Origin of the sequence: Streptomyces sp. NPDC093591 (assembly GCF_044764885.1) — a bacterium.
GTDB lineage: Bacteria > Actinomycetota > Actinomycetes > Streptomycetales > Streptomycetaceae > Streptomyces.
Map to the genome: position 1 here is coordinate 101,827 of NZ_JBIWIY010000009.1, position 21,111 is coordinate 122,937.

Annotated in this window: 25 protein-coding genes and 1 pseudogene; 16 read left to right on the forward strand and 10 right to left on the reverse strand. The window is 70.3% G+C overall.

The window, feature by feature from the left end; translation table 11 throughout:
• The first annotated feature begins 13 nt into the window (after positions 1 to 13).
• The 5 genes from ACIREI_RS20355 to ACIREI_RS20375 all read left to right on the forward strand — a co-directional run bounded on the left by ACIREI_RS20355 (position 14) and on the right by ACIREI_RS20375 (position 4,781).
• Complete coding sequence (locus tag ACIREI_RS20355; protein ID WP_403334540.1) at positions 14 to 688, forward strand: response regulator; 675 nt, start codon at positions 14 to 16, stop codon at positions 686 to 688.
• Between the two features lie 128 nt (positions 689 to 816).
• A complete protein-coding gene (locus ACIREI_RS20360) occupies positions 817 to 2,154 on the forward strand; it encodes a sensor histidine kinase (protein ID WP_403334542.1) in 1,338 nt (445 codons plus the stop codon).
• Positions 2,151 to 2,816 (forward strand): response regulator, encoded by a 666-nt coding sequence (locus ACIREI_RS20365; RefSeq protein ID WP_403334544.1) that lies wholly within the window; start codon positions 2,151 to 2,153, stop codon positions 2,814 to 2,816. The genes ACIREI_RS20360 and ACIREI_RS20365 overlap by 4 nt, the downstream gene beginning before the upstream one ends.
• Before the next feature lie 62 nt (positions 2,817 to 2,878).
• Positions 2,879 to 4,099, forward strand: coding sequence for a cytochrome P450 (locus tag ACIREI_RS20370; protein WP_403334546.1), 1,221 nt, complete (start codon positions 2,879 to 2,881; stop codon positions 4,097 to 4,099).
• 88 nt (positions 4,100 to 4,187) lie between these two features.
• Positions 4,188 to 4,781, forward strand: a complete 594-nt coding sequence (locus ACIREI_RS20375; RefSeq protein ID WP_403335093.1) for a Uma2 family endonuclease — start codon at positions 4,188 to 4,190, stop codon at positions 4,779 to 4,781.
• 8 nt (positions 4,782 to 4,789) lie between these two features.
• Here the strand turns inward: ACIREI_RS20375 and ACIREI_RS20380 are convergent, their stop codons facing one another.
• Both ACIREI_RS20380 and ACIREI_RS20385 read right to left on the reverse strand, forming a co-directional pair.
• A complete protein-coding gene (locus tag ACIREI_RS20380) occupies positions 4,790 to 6,394 on the reverse strand; it encodes an ABC transporter permease (RefSeq protein WP_403334547.1) in 1,605 nt (534 codons plus the stop codon).
• Positions 6,391 to 7,338 (reverse strand): ATP-binding cassette domain-containing protein, encoded by a 948-nt coding sequence (locus ACIREI_RS20385; RefSeq protein ID WP_403334549.1) that lies wholly within the window; start codon positions 7,336 to 7,338, stop codon positions 6,391 to 6,393. The genes ACIREI_RS20380 and ACIREI_RS20385 overlap by 4 nt, the downstream gene beginning before the upstream one ends.
• Positions 7,339 to 7,411: 73 nt before the next feature.
• Between ACIREI_RS20385 and ACIREI_RS20390 the strand changes: the two genes are divergently transcribed.
• A complete protein-coding gene (locus ACIREI_RS20390) occupies positions 7,412 to 7,909 on the forward strand; it encodes a GbsR/MarR family transcriptional regulator (protein ID WP_403334551.1) in 498 nt (165 codons plus the stop codon).
• Positions 7,910 to 7,924: 15 nt separating this feature from the next.
• On the opposite strand, the gene ACIREI_RS20395 is transcribed toward ACIREI_RS20390, so the two are convergent.
• Together ACIREI_RS20395 and ACIREI_RS20400 are read right to left on the reverse strand one after the other, a co-directional pair.
• Positions 7,925 to 8,341, reverse strand: coding sequence for a DUF6086 family protein (locus ACIREI_RS20395; RefSeq protein WP_403334552.1), 417 nt, complete (start codon positions 8,339 to 8,341; stop codon positions 7,925 to 7,927).
• A 104-nt stretch (positions 8,342 to 8,445) separates the two neighbouring features.
• The gene (locus tag ACIREI_RS20400; protein ID WP_403334554.1) at positions 8,446 to 9,330 is read right to left on the reverse strand and encodes a diacylglycerol kinase family protein; all 885 of its coding nucleotides are present in this window, start codon (positions 9,328 to 9,330) and stop codon (positions 8,446 to 8,448) included.
• 196 nt (positions 9,331 to 9,526) lie between these two features.
• Here ACIREI_RS20400 and ACIREI_RS20405 point away from each other — a divergent pair, with 196 nt between their 5' ends.
• From ACIREI_RS20405 to ACIREI_RS20420, 4 genes are all read left to right on the forward strand, one after another.
• Positions 9,527 to 10,810: an adenylosuccinate synthase gene (locus tag ACIREI_RS20405; protein ID WP_403334556.1), complete on the forward strand. Its 1,284-nt coding sequence runs from the start codon at positions 9,527 to 9,529 to the stop codon at positions 10,808 to 10,810.
• A 111-nt stretch (positions 10,811 to 10,921) separates the two neighbouring features.
• Positions 10,922 to 11,962, forward strand: a complete 1,041-nt coding sequence (locus tag ACIREI_RS20410; RefSeq protein ID WP_403334558.1) for a helix-turn-helix domain-containing protein — start codon at positions 10,922 to 10,924, stop codon at positions 11,960 to 11,962.
• 60 nt (positions 11,963 to 12,022) lie between these two features.
• The gene (locus tag ACIREI_RS20415) at positions 12,023 to 12,196 is read left to right on the forward strand and encodes a hypothetical protein (RefSeq protein ID WP_159053478.1); all 174 of its coding nucleotides are present in this window, start codon (positions 12,023 to 12,025) and stop codon (positions 12,194 to 12,196) included.
• A gap of 1 nt (position 12,197) precedes the next feature.
• Positions 12,198 to 13,196, forward strand: coding sequence for a peptidoglycan-binding protein (locus ACIREI_RS20420; RefSeq protein WP_403334561.1), 999 nt, complete (start codon positions 12,198 to 12,200; stop codon positions 13,194 to 13,196).
• Positions 13,197 to 13,311: 115 nt separating this feature from the next.
• On the opposite strand, the gene ACIREI_RS20425 is transcribed toward ACIREI_RS20420, so the two are convergent.
• Both ACIREI_RS20425 and ACIREI_RS20430 read right to left on the reverse strand, forming a co-directional pair.
• Positions 13,312 to 13,563, reverse strand: coding sequence for a DUF397 domain-containing protein (locus ACIREI_RS20425; RefSeq protein WP_403334563.1), 252 nt, complete (start codon positions 13,561 to 13,563; stop codon positions 13,312 to 13,314).
• Positions 13,560 to 14,396: a Scr1 family TA system antitoxin-like transcriptional regulator gene (locus ACIREI_RS20430; protein WP_403334565.1), complete on the reverse strand. Its 837-nt coding sequence runs from the start codon at positions 14,394 to 14,396 to the stop codon at positions 13,560 to 13,562. The genes ACIREI_RS20425 and ACIREI_RS20430 overlap by 4 nt, the downstream gene beginning before the upstream one ends.
• Before the next feature lie 125 nt (positions 14,397 to 14,521).
• Here ACIREI_RS20430 and ACIREI_RS20435 point away from each other — a divergent pair, with 125 nt between their 5' ends.
• From ACIREI_RS20435 to ACIREI_RS20460, 6 genes are all read left to right on the forward strand, one after another.
• Complete coding sequence (locus tag ACIREI_RS20435) at positions 14,522 to 14,917, forward strand: hypothetical protein (RefSeq protein WP_403334567.1); 396 nt, start codon at positions 14,522 to 14,524, stop codon at positions 14,915 to 14,917.
• Between the two features lie 226 nt (positions 14,918 to 15,143).
• Positions 15,144 to 15,776: a hypothetical protein gene (locus tag ACIREI_RS20440; protein WP_403334569.1), complete on the forward strand. Its 633-nt coding sequence runs from the start codon at positions 15,144 to 15,146 to the stop codon at positions 15,774 to 15,776.
• 28 nt (positions 15,777 to 15,804) lie between these two features.
• Positions 15,805 to 16,068: a hypothetical protein gene (locus ACIREI_RS20445; RefSeq protein WP_228044417.1), complete on the forward strand. Its 264-nt coding sequence runs from the start codon at positions 15,805 to 15,807 to the stop codon at positions 16,066 to 16,068.
• Entirely contained in the window at positions 16,065 to 16,478 is a 414-nt protein-coding gene (locus ACIREI_RS20450; protein ID WP_403334570.1) for a hypothetical protein, read from the forward strand. The genes ACIREI_RS20445 and ACIREI_RS20450 overlap by 4 nt, the downstream gene beginning before the upstream one ends.
• 189 nt (positions 16,479 to 16,667) lie before the next feature.
• A complete protein-coding gene (locus ACIREI_RS20455) occupies positions 16,668 to 17,009 on the forward strand; it encodes a hypothetical protein (RefSeq protein WP_403334571.1) in 342 nt (113 codons plus the stop codon).
• Positions 17,010 to 17,168: 159 nt separating this feature from the next.
• The gene (locus tag ACIREI_RS20460; protein ID WP_403334573.1) at positions 17,169 to 17,459 is read left to right on the forward strand and encodes a hypothetical protein; all 291 of its coding nucleotides are present in this window, start codon (positions 17,169 to 17,171) and stop codon (positions 17,457 to 17,459) included.
• Between the two features lie 37 nt (positions 17,460 to 17,496).
• Here ACIREI_RS20460 and ACIREI_RS20465 read toward each other — a convergent pair whose 3' ends face one another.
• The 4 genes and pseudogenes from ACIREI_RS20465 to ACIREI_RS20480 form a co-directional block, all read right to left on the reverse strand.
• Positions 17,497 to 18,147, reverse strand: coding sequence for a hypothetical protein (locus ACIREI_RS20465; protein ID WP_403334574.1), 651 nt, complete (start codon positions 18,145 to 18,147; stop codon positions 17,497 to 17,499).
• A 112-nt stretch (positions 18,148 to 18,259) separates the two neighbouring features.
• Positions 18,260 to 18,622 (reverse strand): annotated as a pseudogene (locus ACIREI_RS20470) (glycosyltransferase family 2 protein); the annotation flags it as partial.
• Positions 18,623 to 18,718: 96 nt separating this feature from the next.
• On the reverse strand, positions 18,719 to 19,420 hold the full coding sequence (locus ACIREI_RS20475) for a GntR family transcriptional regulator (protein ID WP_403334576.1): 702 nt from the start codon (positions 19,418 to 19,420) through the stop codon (positions 18,719 to 18,721).
• A 223-nt stretch (positions 19,421 to 19,643) separates the two neighbouring features.
• Positions 19,644 to 20,993, reverse strand: a complete 1,350-nt coding sequence (locus ACIREI_RS20480; RefSeq protein ID WP_403334578.1) for an aspartate aminotransferase family protein — start codon at positions 20,991 to 20,993, stop codon at positions 19,644 to 19,646.
• Between the last annotated feature and the right edge of the window lie 118 nt (positions 20,994 to 21,111).

Below are 21,111 nucleotides of genomic sequence, written 5' to 3' on the forward strand. Positions count from 1 at the left end.
GAGAACCGACCCCATGACGAGCAGCCCCATCCGTGTAGTCATCGCCGACGACCAGCAGATGGTCCGGCAGGGGTTCACCGTGCTGCTCAACACCAAGCCCGACATCGATGTGATCGGCCAGGCGGTCGACGGGCTGGACGCGGTCGCGAAGGTCGCCGAGCTCGTCCCCGACGTCGTCCTGATGGACATCCGCATGCCCGAACTCGGCGGCATCGAGGCCACCCGCCGCATCACCACCGAGTTCCCGCAGATCAAGGTGCTGGTGCTGACCACCTTCGACCTCGACGAGTACGTGTACGAGGCGCTGCGTGCGGGAGCCTCCGGCTTCCTCCTCAAGGACGCCTCCGCCGACCAGCTGGCCGAGGCGGTACGTGTCGTGGCGGCCGGCGACGCGCTGCTCGCGCCGGGCATCACCCGCCGGCTGATCACCGAGTTCTCCCGCCTGGACAACCGGCCCCGCGCCCCGCTCAAGGAGCGCGTCGGCGATCTGACCGAGCGCGAGACGGAGGTCCTCGCGCTGATCGCCCAGGGCCTGTCGAACGCGGAGATCGCCGAACGCCTCGTCGTGGCCGAGCAGACCGTGAAGACCCACGTGGGCCGGATCCTGGTGAAGCTGGGGCTGCGGGACCGGACGCAGGCGGCGGTGTTCGCCTACGAGTCGGGACTGGTGCGGCCCGCCGGGTATTGAGCGCGGGTCCCGGCGGGTCCCGCACCGGGCGCGACCAGCGGGGATACCCGTAGTACCTGAGATGGATCCGCCGGAACCCCTCTCACTGGGGACGACCGCTACAGGGCCCTGCGCCTACCGTTCTGTACGTGACCGAGACGACTCACCCGCAGACCCAGCCGCCGGTGGACAGGGCCAAGCCGCGCAGCCCGGAGTTCCGGATGGCCTCCGAGGCCCTGCGCGGGCTGCGCCAGGACCTGATCCACGACGCCTTCGCCTACCGTCCGCTGCCCCGCATGCGGGTCGACGGCCCGCTGACCAGGCGGCTGCCGGCGCGCCTGCGGGAGCACGCGTCCTGGACCCCGCACGCCCTGATCGGCGTGGCCGCCATGTTCACGCTGATGTTCGCCACGGTCGACTCCAGTGGCTCGGCCCTGCTGCTCGGTCCGCTCTGTGTGATCCCTGTGCTGCTGACCATGGTGCGGCCCGTAGGAGCCTTCTGGCTGTCCATGGCCGCCACGCCATTCACGGGTGTGCTCGGCCACAGCGTGGGCGAGTGGCCGTGGGTGCCCGGCGCCCTCGCCTGCCATTTGACGGTGCTGACGGTCGTGGCCATGCGCACCCGGCCGCGTACGGCCCTGTGGATGTGGCTGGTGACGGGGGCGTACGGGCTGGCCGCGGGGGCCGGTATAGGCCCGGGCTACTACGGCGCGAACACCGGACCCATGATGGTCATCTCCGCGATGATCCTGCTCTGCGTCGCCCTGTGGCACATACGCCGGGAAGCGAGGCAGGAGGTCACCGCCCAGCAGACCGTGACCGCGCAGGAGCGCTCCAGGCGCACCCTGCTGGAGGAGCGCACGACGATCGCCCGCGAGCTGCACGACGTGGTCGCCCACCACATGTCGGTCGTCGCCATCCAGGCGGAGGCCGCCCCCTACCGGGTGGAGAACCCGCCGCCGGAGCTGGAGCGGGCCTTCGTCACCATCCGGGAGAACGCGGTGGCGGCGCTCACCGAACTGCGCCGCATCCTGGGCGTCGTCCGCGCCGAGGACTACGAGGCCCCGGACGCCCCGCAGCCCACCCTCGCCGACCTGGACGCGCTGCTGGCCAATGTGCGGGACGCGGGCCTGGACGTCGAGAAGACGGTGACCGGGGCGGTGCGCGCACTCCCGCAGGGCGTCGAGCTGTCGGCGTACCGCATCGTGCAGGAGGCACTGAGCAACAGCCTGCGCCACGCGCCCGGCGCGAGCGCCCGAGTCGAGATCGGCTATGTCCTCGGCGGTCTGGGCCTGCGCATAGTCAACGGCCCGCCGCCCGCGTCGGCCCTGCTGAAGCCCTCACCGGGTGCGGGGCACGGCATCACCGGGATGCGGGAGCGGGTCAGCATGCTGGGCGGCGAGATGACGGCGGGCCGGATGGAGGACGGCGGCTATGAGGTGGCCGTGTTCCTGCCGGTCACCACGACGGCGGAGGACGGCTCATGACCATCCGCGTACTGATCGCGGACGATCAGATGATGGTCCGCGAGGGCTTCTCGGTCCTGCTGAACGCGATGCCGGACATCGAGGTCGTCGGCGAGGCGGTCAACGGACGCGAGGCGGTGGACCGGGTCCGTGAACTCTCCCCCGACGTCGTGCTGATGGACATCCGCATGCCGGAGCTGAACGGCATCGAGGCCACCCGGGAGATCGTCGCGGCCGACAGCACGTCCAAGGTGCTGGTGCTGACCACCTTCGACCTCGACGAGTACGTGTACCAGGCGCTGCGCGCGGGAGCCTCGGGCTTCCTGCTCAAGGACGCCTCGGCCCGCCAACTCGCCGACGGGGTAAGGGTGGTGGCGGCCGGCGAGGCCCTCCTCGCCCCCTCCGTCACCCGGCGCCTGATCACGGAGTTCTCCAAGCTGTCCGACTCCCCGCGCCTGATGTCCTCCGCACACGCGGCGTACGGGGAGCTGACCGAGCGGGAGACGGAGGTGCTGGTGCTGATCGCGCAGGGCCTGTCGAACGCGGAGATCGCCGAGCGGCTGGTGGTCGCCGAGTCGACGATCAAGACCCACGTCAGCCGGATCCTGGTGAAGCTGGGCCTGCGGGACCGTACCCAGGCGGCGGTGTTCGCGTACGAGGCGCGGCTGGTCACGCCGGGCTGAGCCGACACCCGCCGAACCGACACCCCTGGTCAGGGAGGGGGAGGCCGGGCTAACGTCCGGTCATGGCAGCTCCTTCCCCCTTCGCCTTCGACCCGTGGGACCCGGCGTTCCTGGCCGACCCGTACCCCGCCTACGCCGAACTGCGGTCCCGGGGCCGGGTGCACTGGTTCGAGCCCACGAACCAGTGGCTGGTGCCACACCACGCGGACGTCTCGGCGCTGCTGCGCGACCGCCGCCTCGGCCGCACCTACCAGCACCGGTTCACGCACGAGGACTTCGGGCGGACGGCTCCGCCGCCGGAGCACGAGCCGTTCCACGTCCTCAACGACCACGGGATGCTCGACCTTGAGCCGCCGGACCACACCCGGATCCGCCGGCTGGTGTCGAAGGCGTTCACTCCGCGCACGGTGGAGCGGCTGAAGCCGTATGTGCGCGAGCTGGCCGGTGACCTGGTGGCGGCGCTGGTCGAGAAGGGCGGCGGCGACCTGCTGACCGATGTGGCGGAGCCGCTGCCGGTCGCGGTGATCGCCGAGATGCTGGGCATCCCCGAGTCGGACCGGGCGCAGCTGCGGCCCTGGTCGGCGGACATCTGCGGGATGTACGAGCTGAACCCGTCGAAGGAGACGGCGACCAAGGCGGTCCGTGCCTCGGTCGAGTTCTCGGAGTACCTCCGTGAGCTGATCGCGGCCCGCCGCGAGGAGCCCGGCGACGACCTGATCTCCGGGTTGATCGAGGCGTACGACGAGGGCGACCGCCTGACCGAGCAGGAGATGATCTCGACGGCGGTCCTCCTCCTCAACGCCGGCCACGAGGCCACGGTGAACGCCACGGTCAACGGTTGGTGGGCCCTGTTCCGCAACCCCGACCAGCTGGCGGCCCTGCGCGCCGACCACTCCCTGATCCCCTCGGCGATCGAGGAGCTGATGCGCTACGACACCCCGCTCCAGCTCTTCGAACGCTGGGTCCTGGACGAGATCGAGATCGACGGCACGGTGATCCCGCGGGGCGCGGAGATCGCGATGCTCTTCGGCTCCGCGAACCACGACCCCGAGGTCTTCGCCGACCCCGACCGCCTGGACCTCACCCGCAAGGAGAACCCGCACGTCTCCTTCAGCGCCGGCATCCACTACTGCATCGGCGCTCCGCTGGCCCGCATCGAGCTGGCGGCGTCGATGACGGCGTTGCTGGAGCAGGCGCCGACGTTGCGGTTGGCGGCGGAGCCGGAGCGGAAGCCGAACTTTGTGATCCGGGGGTTGGAGGGGTTGCGCGTCGAGGTGGGGTGATCAGTCGTTCGGATGATCGCTGAGCGAACCCCGGTTCATGGTCGTCGACGGCTCGTCAAGCTGGTGCCTGCCTGCGAAGGGAGGCACCATGACGGTCATGGCAGAGCGTGCGTCGTCTCAGTTGTCTGTGGACATGTTCGAGCGGATCGCCGAGTTCGCCGAGAGGGAGGACGAGACCGTCAGGTTCGAGTTCATCGACGGACGGATCGGGCTCAAGAAAGTGACGAACGGCAACCACAACACGATCACCATGTGGCTGATCCGTCAGTGCATGCGTGCCCGGCCCGACTTGGACCTCAACCCTTTGCAAGGGCTCAAGGTGGAGGCCTACCGCAAGGGCCGGGCCCGGCCTGATGGGGTTCTCGCCCCTGTTGATCACTTCGTGGGCCAGGGGGAGTGGGCCGACCCCCGGGGCGTGCTTATGGCGGTCGAAATCACGTCCTACGACTCGGACACCCATAAGCGCGACCGGGTCGAGAAGCCTCGGGCGTATGCCGAGGCGGGTATCCCGGTCTATCTGCTGATCGACCGGGACAACCTGTCCATCCTCGTGCACAGCGATCCGGACCTGGAGGATGGATACCGGGACATCCATGTGGTCAGGCTTGGCGGCAAGGTCACCCTCCCAGATCCCGTCGGCATCGAGCTCGACACCGAGGAACTCAAGCAGTACGTCGACTGAGCCGCCCCTCACGTCGACATGTCCCGCCGCCGCACCCCCGCCAGCCCCCCGGCGGTCAGGGCCACCGCCAGCCCCATCAAGACCAGCACCGGCCCCCACTCCATCCCCCCGCCCGGCAGCTTCGGCAAGTGCCCGAACGGCGACAGATCCAGCACCGCCTGCGGAACATCGAGCGCAGGCCCCACCCAGCCGATCAGCAGCACAGCCCCGGCCACACCCCACGCCGCCATCGCCGCGCGCGGCAGGACGCCGTAGAGCAGGACCGCCAGCCCGCCGACGACCCACACCGCGGGGAGCTGCACCAGGCAGGCGCCCAGGATCGGGCCGACCTCCTTGCCGTGGCCGACGGCGAAGCCCAGACCCGCGAGCAGCATGATCAGCGCGGACCCGGTGAAGGCGATCGCCAGGTGACCGGCGGCCCACCGCAGCCGCCCCACCGCGTTCGCGAGGATCGGTTCCGCCCGCATCGAGGTCTCCTCCCCGTGCAGGCGCAGCACCGACGCCACCACATACAGCGCGGCGATCAGGCCCAGCATCCCCACCATCGAGGCGAGGAACGCGTCCGTGATGCCGGACTGCCCGCCCATCCGCCGGAAGATCTCGCGGGCGTTGTCGTTGTCGCCGACCAGGTCGGCCACCCCGTCCGTCAGCCCGCCGTAGATGACCCCGGCCAGGAAGAAGCCGATCGACCAGCCGAGCACGCTGCCGCGCTGCAGCCGCCAGGCCAGCGCGCCCGCCGTGCCGAGGCGGCCGTCGGCAGGACCCGGCCGGGCGGGCAGGAAGCTCATGCCCACGTCCCGGCGCCCGGCGAGTCCGTACGCCACCACGCCCTGCACCACGGCCGCCGCCGCGAACAGCAGCAGCACCCACCACCGCTCGCCCGCGAAGGCCCGCAGATTCTCCAGCCAGCCCAGCGGCGACACCCACGTCAGCACCGATGAACCGTCGGCCGCAGCCGAGTCGCCCGCCGCGCGCAGCACGAACGCCGCGCCCACCAGCCCCGCCGTCAGCCCCCGTGCCAGCCGGGCGCTCTCCGTGAACTGGGCGACGATCGCCGCCAGCGTCGCGAAGACCATGCCGACCCCCGCGAGCCCGAGCCCGAGGGCCAATGCCCCGGAGGCGCCCTGGGCGGACAGCCCGACCGTGACCAGGAGGGCCAGTACGGCGTTCGCGACCCCCGCGGTCAGCAGCGCCGCCGTCAGGGAGGCCCGGCGCCCCACCATCCCGGACGCCACCAGCTCCTGACGGCCGCTCTCCTCCTCGTCCCGGGTGTGCCGTATGACGAGGAGCAGGCTCAGGACGGCCGCGAGCGCGCCCGCGTAGACGCCGACGCGCCAGGCCGTCAGGGCGCCGATCGAGTCGTCGAAGGCCGGGCCGATCAGCGCGCGGAAGGAGGCGTTGGCGGCGGTGTTCTGGACGAGGTCGGCGCGTTCGGCGGGGGTGGCGTACAGGTTCTCCAGCGTGTTCGGCATGGAGAGGATCATCAGCGCGTTCACCGCCACCCAGACCGGGATCATCACCCGGTCGCGGCGCAGGGCGAAGCGCAACAGCGTGCCGGTGCCTGCCAGTTGGCGCGAGCCGGACGGCCGTACCCCGAAAGTCGTGGCGGTCATCGGGCCACCTCGCTCACGTCGGCCTGCTCGGGCTGGTCGGCCTGGTAGTGCCGCAGGAACAGCTCCTCCAGCGTCGGCGGCGTCGACGTCAGCGACCGCACGCCGGACTCGCTGAGCGAGCGCAGTACGGCGTCGAGTTGGTCGGTGTCGACCTGGAGCCGGACCCGACGGCCTTGGCCCCTCTCCATGGGCTGAATGGCGAGGTCGTGGACGCCCGGCAGACGGGACAGCCCGTTGGGCGGACCGGCGAGTTCGGCCGTGACGCTCGTGCGCGTCAGATGGCGCAGGTCGGCGAGCGAACCGCTCTCGACGGTGCGGCCCTTGCGGATGATGCTGACCCGGTCGCAGAGCTCCTCGACCTCGCTGAGGATGTGCGAGGAGAGCAGGACCGTACGGCCGCGTTCGCGCTCCTCCTCGACACAGCGCTGGAAGACCTCCTCCATCAGCGGGTCCAGGCCCGAGGTCGGCTCGTCGAGGATCAGCAGGTCCACGTCCGAGGCGAACGCGGCGACGAGGGCGACCTTCTGCCGGTTGCCCTTGGAGTAGGTGCGGCCCTTCTTGGTCGGGTCCAGCTCGAACCGCTCGATCAGCTCGGCCCGGCGTCGTGTGTCGAGGCCGCCGCGGAGACGGCCGTAGAGGTCGATGACCTCACCGCCGGACAGGTTCCGCCACAGGGTCACGTCCCCCGGCACGTAGGCGATGTGGCGGTGCACCTCCACCGCGTCGGTCCAGGGGTCGCGGCCCAGCACCCGCGCGGTCCCCGCGTCGGCGCGCAGCAGGCCGAGCAGGACGCGGATGGTGGTGGACTTGCCGGCGCCGTTGGGGCCGAGGAAGCCGTGGACCTCGCCGGTCTCGACGTCCAGGTCGAGGCCGGCGAGCGCGTGCGTCTTGCCGAACGACTTGTGCAGTCCGGATACCTCGATGGCGAGGTCGGCCTTCGTCATGGTTCAGAACGTACGCTTCATTCAGAAATTTGTGAAGTTAAGGAAACGTATAAAGGCCCGATAGGATGGCGGCATGACGGAATCAGCCGGGGCCGGCCGCGACGCGGAGTCCGTGTCGAAGTTCGTGGAGTCCTTCGCGGCGCAGCTCGTGGAGGCCGGGATGCAGCGCATGGCAGCCCGCGTCTTCGCCGCGCTCCTCGCCTCCGACAAGGGCGTGCTGACCTCCGCCGAACTGGGCGAACAGTTGCAGATCAGCCCCGCGGCGGTCTCCGGCGCGGTGCGTTACCTGGCCCAGACGCACATGGTGTCGCGCGAGCGGGAGCCCGGCTCGCGCCGGGAGCGCTACCGGGTGCACGGCGACCAGTGGTACGAGGCGCTGACCAACCGCGAGGCCGTCCTCAAGCGGTGGGAGAGCGCCCTGCGCGAGGGCGTGAGCAGCCTCGGCGCCGACACCCCGGCGGGCCGCCGCCTGGCCGAGACGCTCGCCTTCTTCGAGTTCATCGAGGACGAGATCGCGGCCATGATGGAGCGCTGGCGGGTCCATCGCGAGCAGACCTTCGGCCAGGGCTGACGCGCTCGGCGTGGCTCAGACCGGCATGCTGCGGGACAGGGCGGCGGCCGACTCGCGCAGGGTGTCCCACCGGGTCCGCTGATCGGGCATCGGCACCTGCACGTCCGACCGGCCCTCGGGGCCGGGCGACGGCTCCGGCCACCGCACCTCGATACGGGCGCGCTCGGCGAGCACCAGGACGGTGGCGGTGAACCCGCGCGACAGGGCGTCGATCACTCGGTGCGACCTGCCGGCGTGCCAGAGCAGCAGGGTGTTCACGAACGACTCGAAGACCCGCGGGTCGATCGCGCACTCGTCGTTCTCCATCGCCCCGAAGCCCGAGGGGACGCCCAGCTCCTCCTCGTACAGGCGCACACAGCGCAGGAACAGCCGGGCCGCCCCGTTGGACGGGTTCCACAGGGTCTCGTCCCCGATGTCGAAGTACTGGCTCACCGCGGCCCCCATGATCGACGGCGGTCAGCGTAACGGGACCCGCACCCCAGGCGCCCGGGATTTCCCGCTCACCGGCCTCGCCCCCCTGACCGGCCTCGCCCCGCTCACCGCCCCGGCAGCACCAGCCGCAGCCCGCCCTCCCCCACGGTCCACGTCTTCCTGCGTACCGGCCCCGACACCACCGCGTCCGCCCGGTACCGGAAGTGCGCACCCGACACGGTCACCGTCCGCCCCTCGGCCCGCAGCGGCGAGGCCTCCGCCCCCACCGAGGCCGGCCGTACCTCCACCTCGGCCACACCGGCGAACCCCGGCGCCACCGACACCGCCTCCACCGGCTGGTCGAGGTCCACCAGCGTCGTTCCGTCGACCTCGACCCGCAGTCGCGACGGCCCGGATTCGGCATCGGCTGCGCCCCGCGCCGGCACCAGCGTCCGGACGAGCGACTGACACGTCCGCAACCAAGGCCGCCCCGCGACCGGCCCCACCGCCGTCGCCCCGTTCACGCCGCTCGCCCCGTTCGTCCCGGTCGGCTCGGCCGGGTCCCGTATCGGCGGGATCCGCAGGGCACCCAGCACCACTCCGTCACTGTCGTCGACGAGCAGATCCAGCCGCCGCTCCCTGCCGTCCAGCACCGCCCGGGCCGCCGCCACCGCCCCCGTCGGCACCCCCAGGGATCCGGCCAGCGACAGCGCGGCCCCGACCGGCACCACCGACAGCAGGCATTCGGCCAGCTGCCGCTGCCGGTGCAGCACCGACACGGCCCGCATCAGCGCCCGGTCGTCACCGACGACCACGGGCCGCCGCGACCCGCGCCGAGCCAGTGCCCGGGCAAATTCCTCCGGCCCCTCCGGCAAGCACACTTTCGTCGCCGCACCCGCGCTGAGCACGTCTTTCGCGATCCTGACGGACTCCCCGTCCGTCCGCCGGGCAGCCGGATCGATCACCACCAGCAGCTGATCGGACATCGCGAAAGTCGCCACCTCGGCCATGCCTCGCTTCCTCGGGTAGCATCTTTGTGCAAGAGCCCCTTGCGCTATTGCGCCAGGGGCTTCGTCTATTCCGGGGCCATCCGGTCCGACGGTTCACGGCCAACGACGGCCGCGACCTGTCGTGGTCTACACGGCGGAGACCCTCCGTGTACACCCCTGACCTTGGACATGCCCCGCCCGGAAGGGGTGTACGCGCGTGCCCGCACTTGTGCTGCTCGGTGCTCAGTGGGGTGACGAAGGCAAGGGAAAGGCGACGGACCTGCTAGGCGGCTCCGTCGACTATGTGGTGCGCTACCAAGGCGGCAACAACGCCGGCCACACGGTAGTCGTGGGTGATCAGAAGTACGCCCTCCACCTGCTCCCTTCCGGAATCCTGTCCCCGGGGTGCACCCCGGTCATCGGCAACGGTGTCGTCGTCGACCCGTCGGTCCTGCTCTCCGAGCTGAGCGGTCTGAACGAGCGCGGCGTCGACACGTCCAAGCTCCTCATCAGCGGAAACGCGCACATCATCACGCCGTACAACGTGACGGTCGACAAGGTGACGGAACGCTTCCTCGGCAAGCGGAAGATCGGCACCACCGGTCGCGGCATCGGCCCGACCTACGCCGACAAGATCAACCGCGTCGGTATCCGCGTGCAGGACCTGTACGACGAGTCGATCCTGACCCAGAAGGTCGAGGCGGCCCTCGACGCCAAGAACCAGATCCTCACCAAGCTCTACAACCGGCGCGCGATCGCCGCCGAGCAGGTCGTCGAGGAGCTGCTGGGCTACGCAGAGAAGATCAAGCCGTACGTCGCCGACACGGTCCTGGTCCTCAACCAGGCGCTGGAGGACGACAAGGTGGTCCTCTTCGAGGGCGGCCAGGGCACGCTCCTCGACATCGACCACGGGACCTACCCCTTCGTCACGTCCAGCAACCCGACCGCGGGCGGCGCCTGCACGGGCGCGGGCGTGGGCCCGACGAAGATCAGCCGCGTGATCGGCATCCTCAAGGCGTACACGACCCGCGTCGGCGCCGGCCCGTTCCCGACGGAGCTGTTCGACGAGGACGGCGAGGCGCTGCGCCGCATCGGCGGCGAGCGGGGTGTGACGACCGGCCGTGACCGTCGCTGCGGCTGGTTCGACGCGGTCATCGCCCGCTACGCGACCCGCGTGAACGGCCTGACCGACTTCTTCCTCACCAAGCTGGACGTCCTGACCGGCTGGGAGGAGATCCCGGTCTGCGTGGCGTACGAGATCGACGGCAAGCGCGTCGAGGAACTCCCGTACTCCCAGACGGACTTCCACCACGCGAAGCCGGTCTACGAGATGCTGCCGGGCTGGAGCGAGGACATCAGCAAGGCCAAGTCCTTCTCCGACCTCCCGAAGAACGCCCAGGCGTACGTCAAGGCGCTCGAGGAGATGTCCGGCGCGCCGATCTCCGCGATCGGCGTGGGTCCGGGCCGGGACGAGACGATCGAGATCAACTCGTTCCTGTAGGACAGGGAGTGGAATCGCCCGGCCGGTCCTCCGGCCGGGCGATTCTGTGCGCATCCAGGCGTTTCTGTGCGCATCCATCGGACGTTTATGTGCGTTCGTCACCCTGACCTCATGCGTACTCAGTCATTCAGGGGGAGACCGGCGGGCGCCGCCGGGGCGACGGAGTCAGCGCACCCGGCCATCCGCGAGGACAGGGCGGTCCGGGGCGTCACGGCATGGGCCGAGGTGCTGAGCGGGCTGTACGGGCCGGTCGGCGTCTCAGCCGACCAGGGGTTCCGCGCGACCGTGCGGGCGCGGCAGCTGGGCGTCGTACGGGTGTCCGCGGTGGACTGCCCGGCCGCGGAGATACGGGGGACGCCCGGGCCGGGCGGGGCACGCGCGGCCCGGTACCACCTCGTCCTGGTGCCGGGCGGCGAGGCGGTGCTCGAACAGGCAGGGCGGAGCGTGCGGGTCGGGGCCCGCGGCCCGGTACTGCTCGACACGGATCGGCCGTTCCGCCTGCACCTGACCCGACCGCGGAACACGGTGGTCACCGCGCACCTGCCGTGGGCGGAGCGGGACGGCCTGGGGGGACTGGTCGCGCGGGAGTTGCCGGGTCGTGAACAACTCGCCCTGCTGGTAGCGGAGTTCCTGTCCGGCCTTGCGCGGGACGGGACGCCGTACGGGCCGATCGACGAACTGCGACTGGCCTCGGCGGTGACCGAGCTGGCGCGGGCCCTGCTCGACCACCGGCTCGGCGCCGACGAGGGCCCGGCAGCCCCGGTTCTGCTGCGCCGGATCCAGCTGTACATCCTGGACCACCTCGACGACCGGCGGGTTACGCCGGACCAGGTCGCCGCCGCGCACCACATCTCCACCCGCTATCTGCACCGGCTCTTCCAGGGGCAGGAGCTGACCGTCGCCGCCTGGATCAAGGCCCAGCGGCTGGAGCGGTGCCGACGCGACCTGACCGACCCGGCGCTGCGTCATCTGCCCGTCCACACCATCGGGGCGCGCTGGGGTTTCGACCGGCCGGCCGACTTCAGCCGGGCGTTCCGTGCCGCGTACGGCATCACGCCGACAGGCATTCGCGCGGGTGCGCTCCCTGCGCAGAAACAGTGCGCGCCACGCCAACGACAGGTCTCCGCCGTCCCAGCAGACTCAACTTCCTGAGGGGACACGGAAGTTGTGGGTCCCCCCGGTATCTGTCGGCAGAACCCATGGGGGAAGAGCATGACCGAACAGGAAGCGCAGGTGAAGGCGACGGCCGCCGCCCCGCGAGCGGTGGAGCCGCGCGGCGGCGCCGGCATCTTCGACGTCGATCCGGACCAGAGCAAGGTGAGCCAGGACCCGAAGGTCGTGGTCAAGGGCGACATCGCCGCGTTCCCCGAGAACGGGGTGGTGTGACATGGGATCCGTGGAAGGGATGCTCGCGCAGATGCGCAAGCTGATCGGCACCGGAGAGAACCCGCCCGGCTCGAACAACAACTTCATCACCGACTGGTACGGCTTCGACGACGCGTGGTGCAACATGACCGTCAGCTACGCCGCCGCCAAGTCGGACAACCTCGACGCGATCTTCGGCAAGCACGCGTGGACGGTCGGACACGCCCGGAGGTTCCAGTCCAAGGGGCGCTGGCACTACGGGGTCGGCGGCATCCGCGCGGGCGACGTCGTGTTCTTCGACTGGAGCGGCACCCGGTCCATCGACAACATCGACCACGTCGGCGTGGTCGAGGCCGTGCACTCCAGCGGCAAGATCACCACCATCGAGGGCAACACCAGCGACAAGGTCCTGCGCCGGGACCGCTACTCCTCCGAGATCGTGGGCTACGGCCGCCCCGCCTACGGCAACGCCGCGCCGCTTCCGCCCACCGACGGCATCCTGCGCCGGGGTTCCAAGGGCGGGGCGGTGAAGACCCTCCAGGGCAACCTGAACAAGGTCATGGGCTCGAAGCTGGTCGTCGACGGGGACTTCGGCCCCGCCACCGAGTCCGCGGTGAAGGCCTTCCAGAAGAAGTACGGCCTCACGGTCGACGGTGAGTACGGGCCCGCCTCGGACAAGATGATGCAGTCCGCCCTCAAGGGCGGCACCAAGCCGCAGAAGCCGACTCCGCGTCCGCCGGCTGCCGGGAAGCTCGTCGTCGACGGCCAGTTCGGGCCCGCGACCTGCGCCGCGCTCCAGCGTTCGCTGAACTCGCACGGCGCCAAGCTGTCCGTCGACGGTTCCTTCGGGCCGCTCACGAAGAAGGCCCTTCAGGGCTACCTGAAGGTGACCGCGGACGGCGTCATCGGTCCGCAGACCGTCAAGGCCCTCCAGAAGAAGGTGGGCTCGGGCGTCGACGGCCAGTGGGGCCCCGACACCACCCGCCACCTCCAGCAGGCCCTCAACGCGGGCAGGTTCTGACCCGGGCGCGCACGCCCTGACAGCGTGAGGAAGGCGGCCCGGCCTTCACCGGAGACGGTGAGGTTCGGGTCGCCGGGGTTTGGAGGGGCAGAAAGGCGCAGCCTCGACGGCGACCTCAGCGGGCGGCACCGCCGATGAAAGCGGCCCAGGCCCTGCCGGAGACGGTGAGGTTCGGGCCGTCGGGGTTCTTGGAGTCGCGGATGTGGATGGTGGGGGAGTGGGGGCAGGGGGCGACTTCGAGGCAGTTGCCGCCGCCGCCGTCGCTGTACGAGGACTTGCGCCAGGCGTAGGCGACTTCGACGCATGCTCCGCCGCCGCTGTCGCTGTGGCTGGACTTGAACCAGCGCAGGGTTCCGGTGCGGGTCATCGCTTCTCTCCTGCCAACTGCTCGATGAGGCTCAGTGACTCGTCGGGACTCAGGGCCTGTGCACGGATCTTCGCATAGCGGTGTGCCAGTTGGGACACCTCCGCCGGATCGCTGATCAGGATGCCCTGGTCCTCGACCTCCAGGTACACGACGTGTTGGTGGTCCTTGGTCTCCACGAGGTGCATGCCTCCCCGGTCACCGGCGTACGTCCCGCGCAGCCCACGCTCCAGGGACAGCACCTGCACGCACACATTGTCCCTCCGGGCGTCCTCGGCGAGCGAGCGCAATTGCCCGCGCAGGATCTCCCAGTTACCGAACGGCCGCCGTAGCACGGTTTCTTCGAGGATCAGCTCGATCATGGGGGCTGGGTCCCGGTCGAAGAGCGCCCTGCGGGCCAGTCGGGCCTCGACAAGTTCCTCGCGCTTCTGCTCGGACACCGGTGGATAGCCGCCACCGATCAACGCCCGGGCGTAGTCCTCGGTCTGGAACAGGCCGTCGACTACCAGCGTCTCGTACGAGCAGATAGTGACCGCCTCAGCCTCCAACCCCGAGAACCCACGGAAGCGGACCGGGTATTTCTCCAGCAGCATCCACTTGCGCGCCGTCTGAAAGACGCCCAGCCCGCCCCCGATCTCCTCCTCCAACTTCACCAGCATCTGATCGCTCGCGGGCTGCGCACACGTCTCCATCGCGCTGATCGCCGCTGCCGTGTACCCAAGCTTGTCTCCCAACTGCGGTTGCGTCAGCCCGTGTTGCTCCCGCAATGCTTTCGCCAGGGCGGCGACCAAATGGGCCGTGCCGCCCGCCTCCGTCTTGTTCTCCGCCCGCGCCATTGCGGTCACCTCCGAACTCAACCGAACTCAACCGGTCACAACTCACGGACGCCGCCACTCAACCGTGTTCAACCGGCGACTCAGAGTCATGGATCAAGCTAGCTGCACACCCGCAAACTGACCCCGTGAATACGCAAAGTGACCTGACCTGGCTCCCTGCGACCGGCGTTCAACTCCGCAAGGCCGGCGTCCAGTTCGACGCGATCAGAGTCGACGGCGAGGAGGGCCGGGACGTCGCCGACTGGCTGGCGCGGATGACCGGCGGTGATCCGGGGCCGATCGTCGAGACGGCGACGGGCCGGCGCGGGGTCTACTTCCTCGTGCCCGTCGGCAGTACGTCCCACCGCGCCTGGCCCGACCACGTCACCCGCTTCACCGCCGGTCCGAGCCGTGTCTCGTTCATCCCGGTGCCCGCGCTCGACGGCCTGACCTGGCCCTTGAGTTGGCGCTACCGGCCGACGGCCCCCGACCGCCTCGTGCACACGCGTCTGCTGTGCAGCGTCCTTCACTCGCAGGGGTGAAGAACCCTAACTCCCGCCTGGGAAAAGGCGGTTTCGACTTGCAATCGTCGCTTTGCGTGGCCTTAGAGTCACGCCAACAGAAATGCCCCCGCGGTGCGCCAACACCCGGGGGCTCGACACCCAGGAGCAACACCTCCGGATGCGTACGTATCGTACGACGCCTGCGCGCGTCTTTTCAGGCTTCTCCGCTGCCCTTCTCCGCGACCGGAGCATCTCCTGGTGCGCGGTGAGCGTACTGACGTACCTGCTGACCCTCCCGAACCACACCCGCGTCACCCTCCGCGCACTCGCCGTGCCACGCGCCGAGGAGCGGGCGCGGATCGCCGCCGCCCTGCGTGAGCTGGAGGAACGGCGGTATCTGCGGCGGGTGGTGCGGGAGGCGGGTGAGGGCGGGGCGGCGGTCCAACTCTCCGTCTGCTACGAGGTGTTCGACACCCCGTACGAAGTCGTGCCACGAACGGGTGAAACCAAAAAGGTGCCGGGCCGTTCTGCGTCGCCGGGCCGGCAGACCGCCGCAGCCGTCCGTCTGCTGCTCCTGCTCGGGGAGTACGACCGGCGTCTCACGCTCGACGGCGCCGAGGCGCGGCGGCTCGCGCCGCTGGTGGAGGAGTGGTGGCGGCGGGGTGCGAGCAGTGCCCAGGTGCGGGCGGCGGTGACGGGTGGCTGGCCTCGGTGGGTGGGCTCGGCGTACAGCCATATCGAGGCCCGGTTATGGGGCGGGATGCCGCCTCCCGCAGCACCAACTGCCGTGTGTGTAACGGCCGTTGAGGTTGATTTCCGCAGGCGACGAGGCTTCGCCTGGCGGTTCCTTCGAGGGAAATGGAGCGTTTTCGATGACCGTCGTACTAGAGCGGCCTGAGCTGGTATACCGTCGGTATACTGCTCTCATGGCTGACACCACCGTCAAGGTCGACCCCGCTGTCCGTGACCGCCTCATGGTCCTCGCCCGCGAGCGCGGGATGACCATGCGTGACCTGATTGCGGAGCTGGCGGGGGCCACGCCGACCAAGGAAGAGCTGCGGAAGCGGTACGAGGAGACAAAGGCGTACTGCGAGACCCACTTCGGGGTGACACTCACGGACGAGGACCACGACAGGGTGGAGAAGGTCTGGCAGGACCTTGAGGCCGGTCGGCCCGTGGACAGCCTGTGAGCGCGGCGAGGGCCGGGTCGACCGGCGTCGTCTTCGACGAGTCGGCCCTGCTGGCGCTCGGCTCGGGGAACTCGCTGGCCTCTCAGTTCGTCGCGAACACCGAGCACGGGCCCACTCGGCATGTGTACGTTCCGGCGCTGTGCCTGGCCGCTGCCGACGGCATGCGCAAGGGGCTTGCCGAGCATGTCGGAGCGCTGCCCGCCGTGGAGATCGTCGAGTTGGACTTCGCCGGGGCGTCCACCCTGGGCGGGCTGTTGCGCGACGGGGTGGAGTGGCGGCTCGGCCACGCGATCCACCTGTCCAGGCCGACGCCGGACTGGCCGGACGGGCGTCACGTGCTGACCGTCGAACCCGACCTGTACGCGGACATGCCCCTCGTACGGACCATCAGGTTGCCTCGCCGGCGATGACCCCAAGGGGAGGGCGCCCGCCGGGTGCCCTCTTCCGGCGCCCCGGTCCGCTCAGGTGGGCCGGGGCCGTCGTGTTGGTGGGGAACGGCTGAACGGGTAAAGGGAGTTGAGCAGAGGGGTGTGACGGAGGCATGCCCAGACTGCCCGCTACGAGACCACACCGCCGTGAAGTGACGGGAGAGTGTGTTCGTGGATCAGATCGCACCTGAACTGCTCATGGCCCTCGCCGGAGGCACCGCGGGGGCCGCCGGCGGGGTGCTGGTGAGGCATCGGCCGTCCGGACGGGCCTTGAGCGGGGAGGGCGAGTTGGCCGCCCTCGATGCGGCGGCGGACGACGCGGAACGGGCCAGGGAGCTCGCCGAGTTGCTGGCCCGGCGGGCCGGGCAGGACCCGGCCTTCGCCCAGGCCCTCGAAACCTGGCGCCACCGGGCCCAGGCGTGGGACGACGGGCGGACCGGCGCGGGCGACGTGCACAACGAGATCTCCGGGGGGGACGTTCCAGGGGCCCGTCGTCCAGGCACGGGACATTAACGGGTCCCTCACCTTCGGCGCTTAGCCGGTCTGCTTCCGGTCTGCTTCCGATGGAGTAGTGGGCGGGCAAAGCGCGCACAACGCCCATAGCGTGAACGCGTACGGCTCAGTCCCCCGTACGCGTTCACCCCACGCGGCGATCAGAAGAAGGTGAGTGTCATGCGCGTGCTGCTCCAGGCCCATCTCGACACGGAGAAGACGAACGACGTCATCCGCAGCGGCCAGATGCCCCAGGTGATGCAGGAGATCATGGCGGCTTTCAAGCCGGAGGCCTCCTACTTCGGCCCTGACCAGGGGGTCCGCACGATGTTCCTGGTCTTCGACATGCAGGACACCTCCCAGATGCCGCCGATCACCGAGCAGCTCTTCCAGGCGTTCGGCGCCGAGGTGAACTACACGCCCGTGATGAACCTGGAGGACCTGCAGAAGGGGCTGTCCCAGCTGAAGTAGGCCAGCCGGTCGCAGCAGACCGCCCGGACGAAGCAGGTCAGCTGAAGACGATCATCGAGCCCTGTGCCAGGCTTCGCGTCGCCGCCGCGTGCAGCCCCAGCCACACATGCCGTTCGCGGGCGAAGGGGCTCGGGTCGTACGGGGCGGGGACCGCCGGTTCCTCCAGGGCCGTGGGCGCGAGCGGAGGCTGGGGGGCCGTCGGCGGGTTGGCCGGGTCGATGCCGATGACCGGGGCCACGAACTCCAGCTCCCGCAGCAGCGACTGCGAGGAGCCCAACGGGCCGCCGCCCGCGAGGAGTTCGTCGTTGGAGAGCGGGCTCGGGAAGTCGACGGGGACGTACGCGCCCGCGTGGTCGTAGTGCCAGACCAGGTGCGACTGCTGGGCCGTGGTCTCGAACATCTCCAGGAGCTGTTCGTAGTCGCCGCCCAGTTCGTCGACCGGGGTCACCGGCAGGCCGCACACCTGGAGCAGGTACGCGCGGCGCAGGAAGTGCAGCGCGTCGTAGTCGAAGCCGGCGACCGGCGCGACGTCGCCGGACAGGCCCGGCATGTACTGGTACACCGGCACCGGCGGCAGCCCGGCCTCGGCGAGCACCTTGTTGTATTGCGCGAGTTCCTCGGCGAAGGGATTGTCGGGGGTGTGGCACAACACGTCGACAAGCGGTACCAGCCACAGGTCACAGGCCAAAAGAGGGCTCCTCGCGTAGCACGTCGGTCAGGGAAGGGTAATCGGTGCGGCTCGGGGGCGGATCCCCTCATGCGGGTCTTCATGGGACTCTTCAGGGCTCTTCCGGGGCTCCTCATGCAAGTCCCCGCTCGTGCAGGTCCCATACCCACACTCCGTCGACCCACCTACCCGGCCCGCCCACCAGCTTTTCCACGGTCTCACGCAGCGCCGTGTCGTTCCGCTGTGGCGCCAGCACCAGTACGCCCGCGCGCCAGTACGCCAGATCTGCCCGGGCCTGTTCCCGCCAGGACGCGTTGACCGGCGGGACCTCGCCCGAGTCGCGCACGTCCCGGAGCAGGTTGGAGGTGAAGCGGTGCTCGGCGCCGTAGATCTTGAAGCCGAGGCCGGCCTCGGTCTGCCAGTGCAGCGCCTCCGCGTCGGAGGGGTCCGGCAACGGCACCGGCACGAGTGACTCGCCCTCGCGGACGTACGACTTCCCGGGGTGCGCTCCGGGGCATGGGGGTGGCTCGGGGGCGTCCGGGCTCGGAGGGCCCCGGTAAGTCGGGGGCCTTCCGCAGCTCCCGCTCATGGGTCATCCCGACGCCAGCCGCTCTATCAGGGCGAGGGAGTCCGCGTCGTGGGCGGCGATGATCGAGCGGGCCGTCGGCAGGTCGCGGCGCATCAGGGCGTCGACCAGGTCGGTGTGCCGGGACCACAGATGGCCGCGCAGATCGTCGAGGCGGCGCAGATGCTGGACCGCGCAGACCCAGGACTGCACGCGCAGCCGGTGCAGGAAGTCGGCGAGGTAGGGGTTGCCGAAGAGGGCGCCGAGCTCGCGCCAGAAGCGCAGGTCGTAGCCGATGAGCACGGTGAGGTCGCCGGCGGTGGCGGCCCGCTGGGCCTCGTCGGCACGGCGGCGTACCCCGACCACGGCGGCGTGCACGCGGGGGTCGTCGGGGTCCCGGTGGGCGGCGCGGTCGGTGGCCAGGACCTGGAACATGCCGTCGATGACCAGGCCGCGTGCCTCGATGATGCCGCGGTAGTCCTCGACGGAGTACTCGTGGACGCGGAAGCCGCGGTGCTGGTCGGCCTCGAGGAGGCCTTGCGCGGAGAGATCGACGAGTGCCTCGCGTACGGGGGTCGCGGACACTCCGTACTGCTCGGCGATCTCCTTGACGGTGAACTCCCGCCCCGCCTGCAAACGCCCGGCCAGCACTTCGTCCCGCAGCGCGTCCGCGATCTGCTGCCGCAGGGTGCTCCGGGTCACGGAGCCGTTGCTGCCGTTGCCGGGCATGGTCAGGGCGTCTCCCGTCGTCGCGATGAGGTGGCGTGCACGTATATGTCTACGAGCACGCCACCTTACGCGTTCGGGTGGCGGGGGAGGTTTCTGCGGGCAACAGCGCTTTTCCCGCCCCGCCGCCCCTACCCGTCCCCTCCCTGGGGGCTGCGCCCCCAGACCCCCGTTGTCGGCCCTTCGGGCCTCGTCCTCAAGCGCCGGACGGGCTGGAGTGCCCGCGTCACTCCGTGTACTCGTCCGCCACGGCCAGCGCAGCGTCCAGCGCTGCCAGGCCCTCCTTCAGCTCGGCCTCGCTCACGTTGCACGGCGGTACGACGTGGGTGCGGTTCATGTTCATGAACGGCCACAGGCCGCCGGCCTTCGCGGTGGAGGCGAACGCCGTCATCGGGGCGTTCGCCTCGCCGGCCGCGTTGTACGGCACCAGCGGCTCCCGGGTCTCCCGGTTCTTCACCAGCTCGACGGCCCAGAACATGCCGACGCCGCGCACCTCGCCCACGCTCGGGTGCCGTTCGGCCAGTTCGCGCAGCGCCGGTCCGACCACCTCGGCGCCCAGCCGGGCGGCGTTCTCGACGACGCCCTCCTCGGCCATGACGTTGATCGTCGCGACGGCGGCCGCGCAGGCCAGCGGGTGACCGGAGTACGTGAGACCGCCGGGGTACGGCCGCTTCGCGAAGGTCTCGGCGACGGCCCCGGAGATGGCCACCCCGCCCAGCGGCACGTATCCGGAGTTCACGCCCTTCGCGAAGGTCATCAGGTCGGGGGTGACGTCGTACAGATCCGCGGCGAACCACTCACCGGTCCGCCCGAACCCCGCCATGACCTCGTCCAGGACGAAGAGGATCCCGTACTTGTCGCAGAGCTCGCGCACGCCGGCCAGATATCCGGCCGGCGGCAGCATGATCCCCGCCGTCCCCGGGATCGTCTCCAGGATGATCGCGGCGATGGTCGACGGCCCTTCGAAGGCGATCGTCGTCTCCAGGTGCTCCAGCGCCCGCGCGCACTCCTGCTCCTCGGTCTCCGCGTAGAAACGGGAGCGGTAGAGGAAGGGGGCCCAGAAGTGCACGACACCGGCAGTGGCGCTGTCGGAGGCCCAGCGGCGCGGGTCGCCGGTGATGTTTACGGCCTGCTGCGTGCCCCCGTGGTACGACCGGTACGCCGACAGCACCTTCGGCCGCCCGGTGTGCAGCCGCGCCATCCGTACGGCGTGCTCCACGGCGTCCGCGCCGCCGTTGGTGAAGAAGATCTTGTCCAGGTCGCCGGGAGTCCGCTCGGCGATCAGCCGCGCCGCCTCGGACCGGGCCTCGACGGCGAAGGCGGGCGCGAAGGTCGTCATCCTCGCGGCCTGCTCCTGTATCGCCGCGACGACCTTCGGGTGCTGGTAGCCGATGTTCGTGTAGACGAGCCCGCTGGTGAAGTCGAGGTATCGCTTGCCGTCGTAGTCCCAGAAGTACGACCCCTCCGCGCCGGCGACGGCGAGCGGGTCGATGAGCTCCTGGGCGGACCAGGAGTGGAACACATGCGCACGGTCCGCGGCCTTCACGGCGGCGCCGGCCTTGGGATGAGGGGTCATGCGGTGAGCGTAGGCATCCGGGACACGGGCGGGATATCGGCGTCTTGTCTGCGGTCGGCGGGTTTCCGCGACAGGTTGTCCACGCGCGGCCTTCCCGTCGATTGACAGCAAGCTGTCT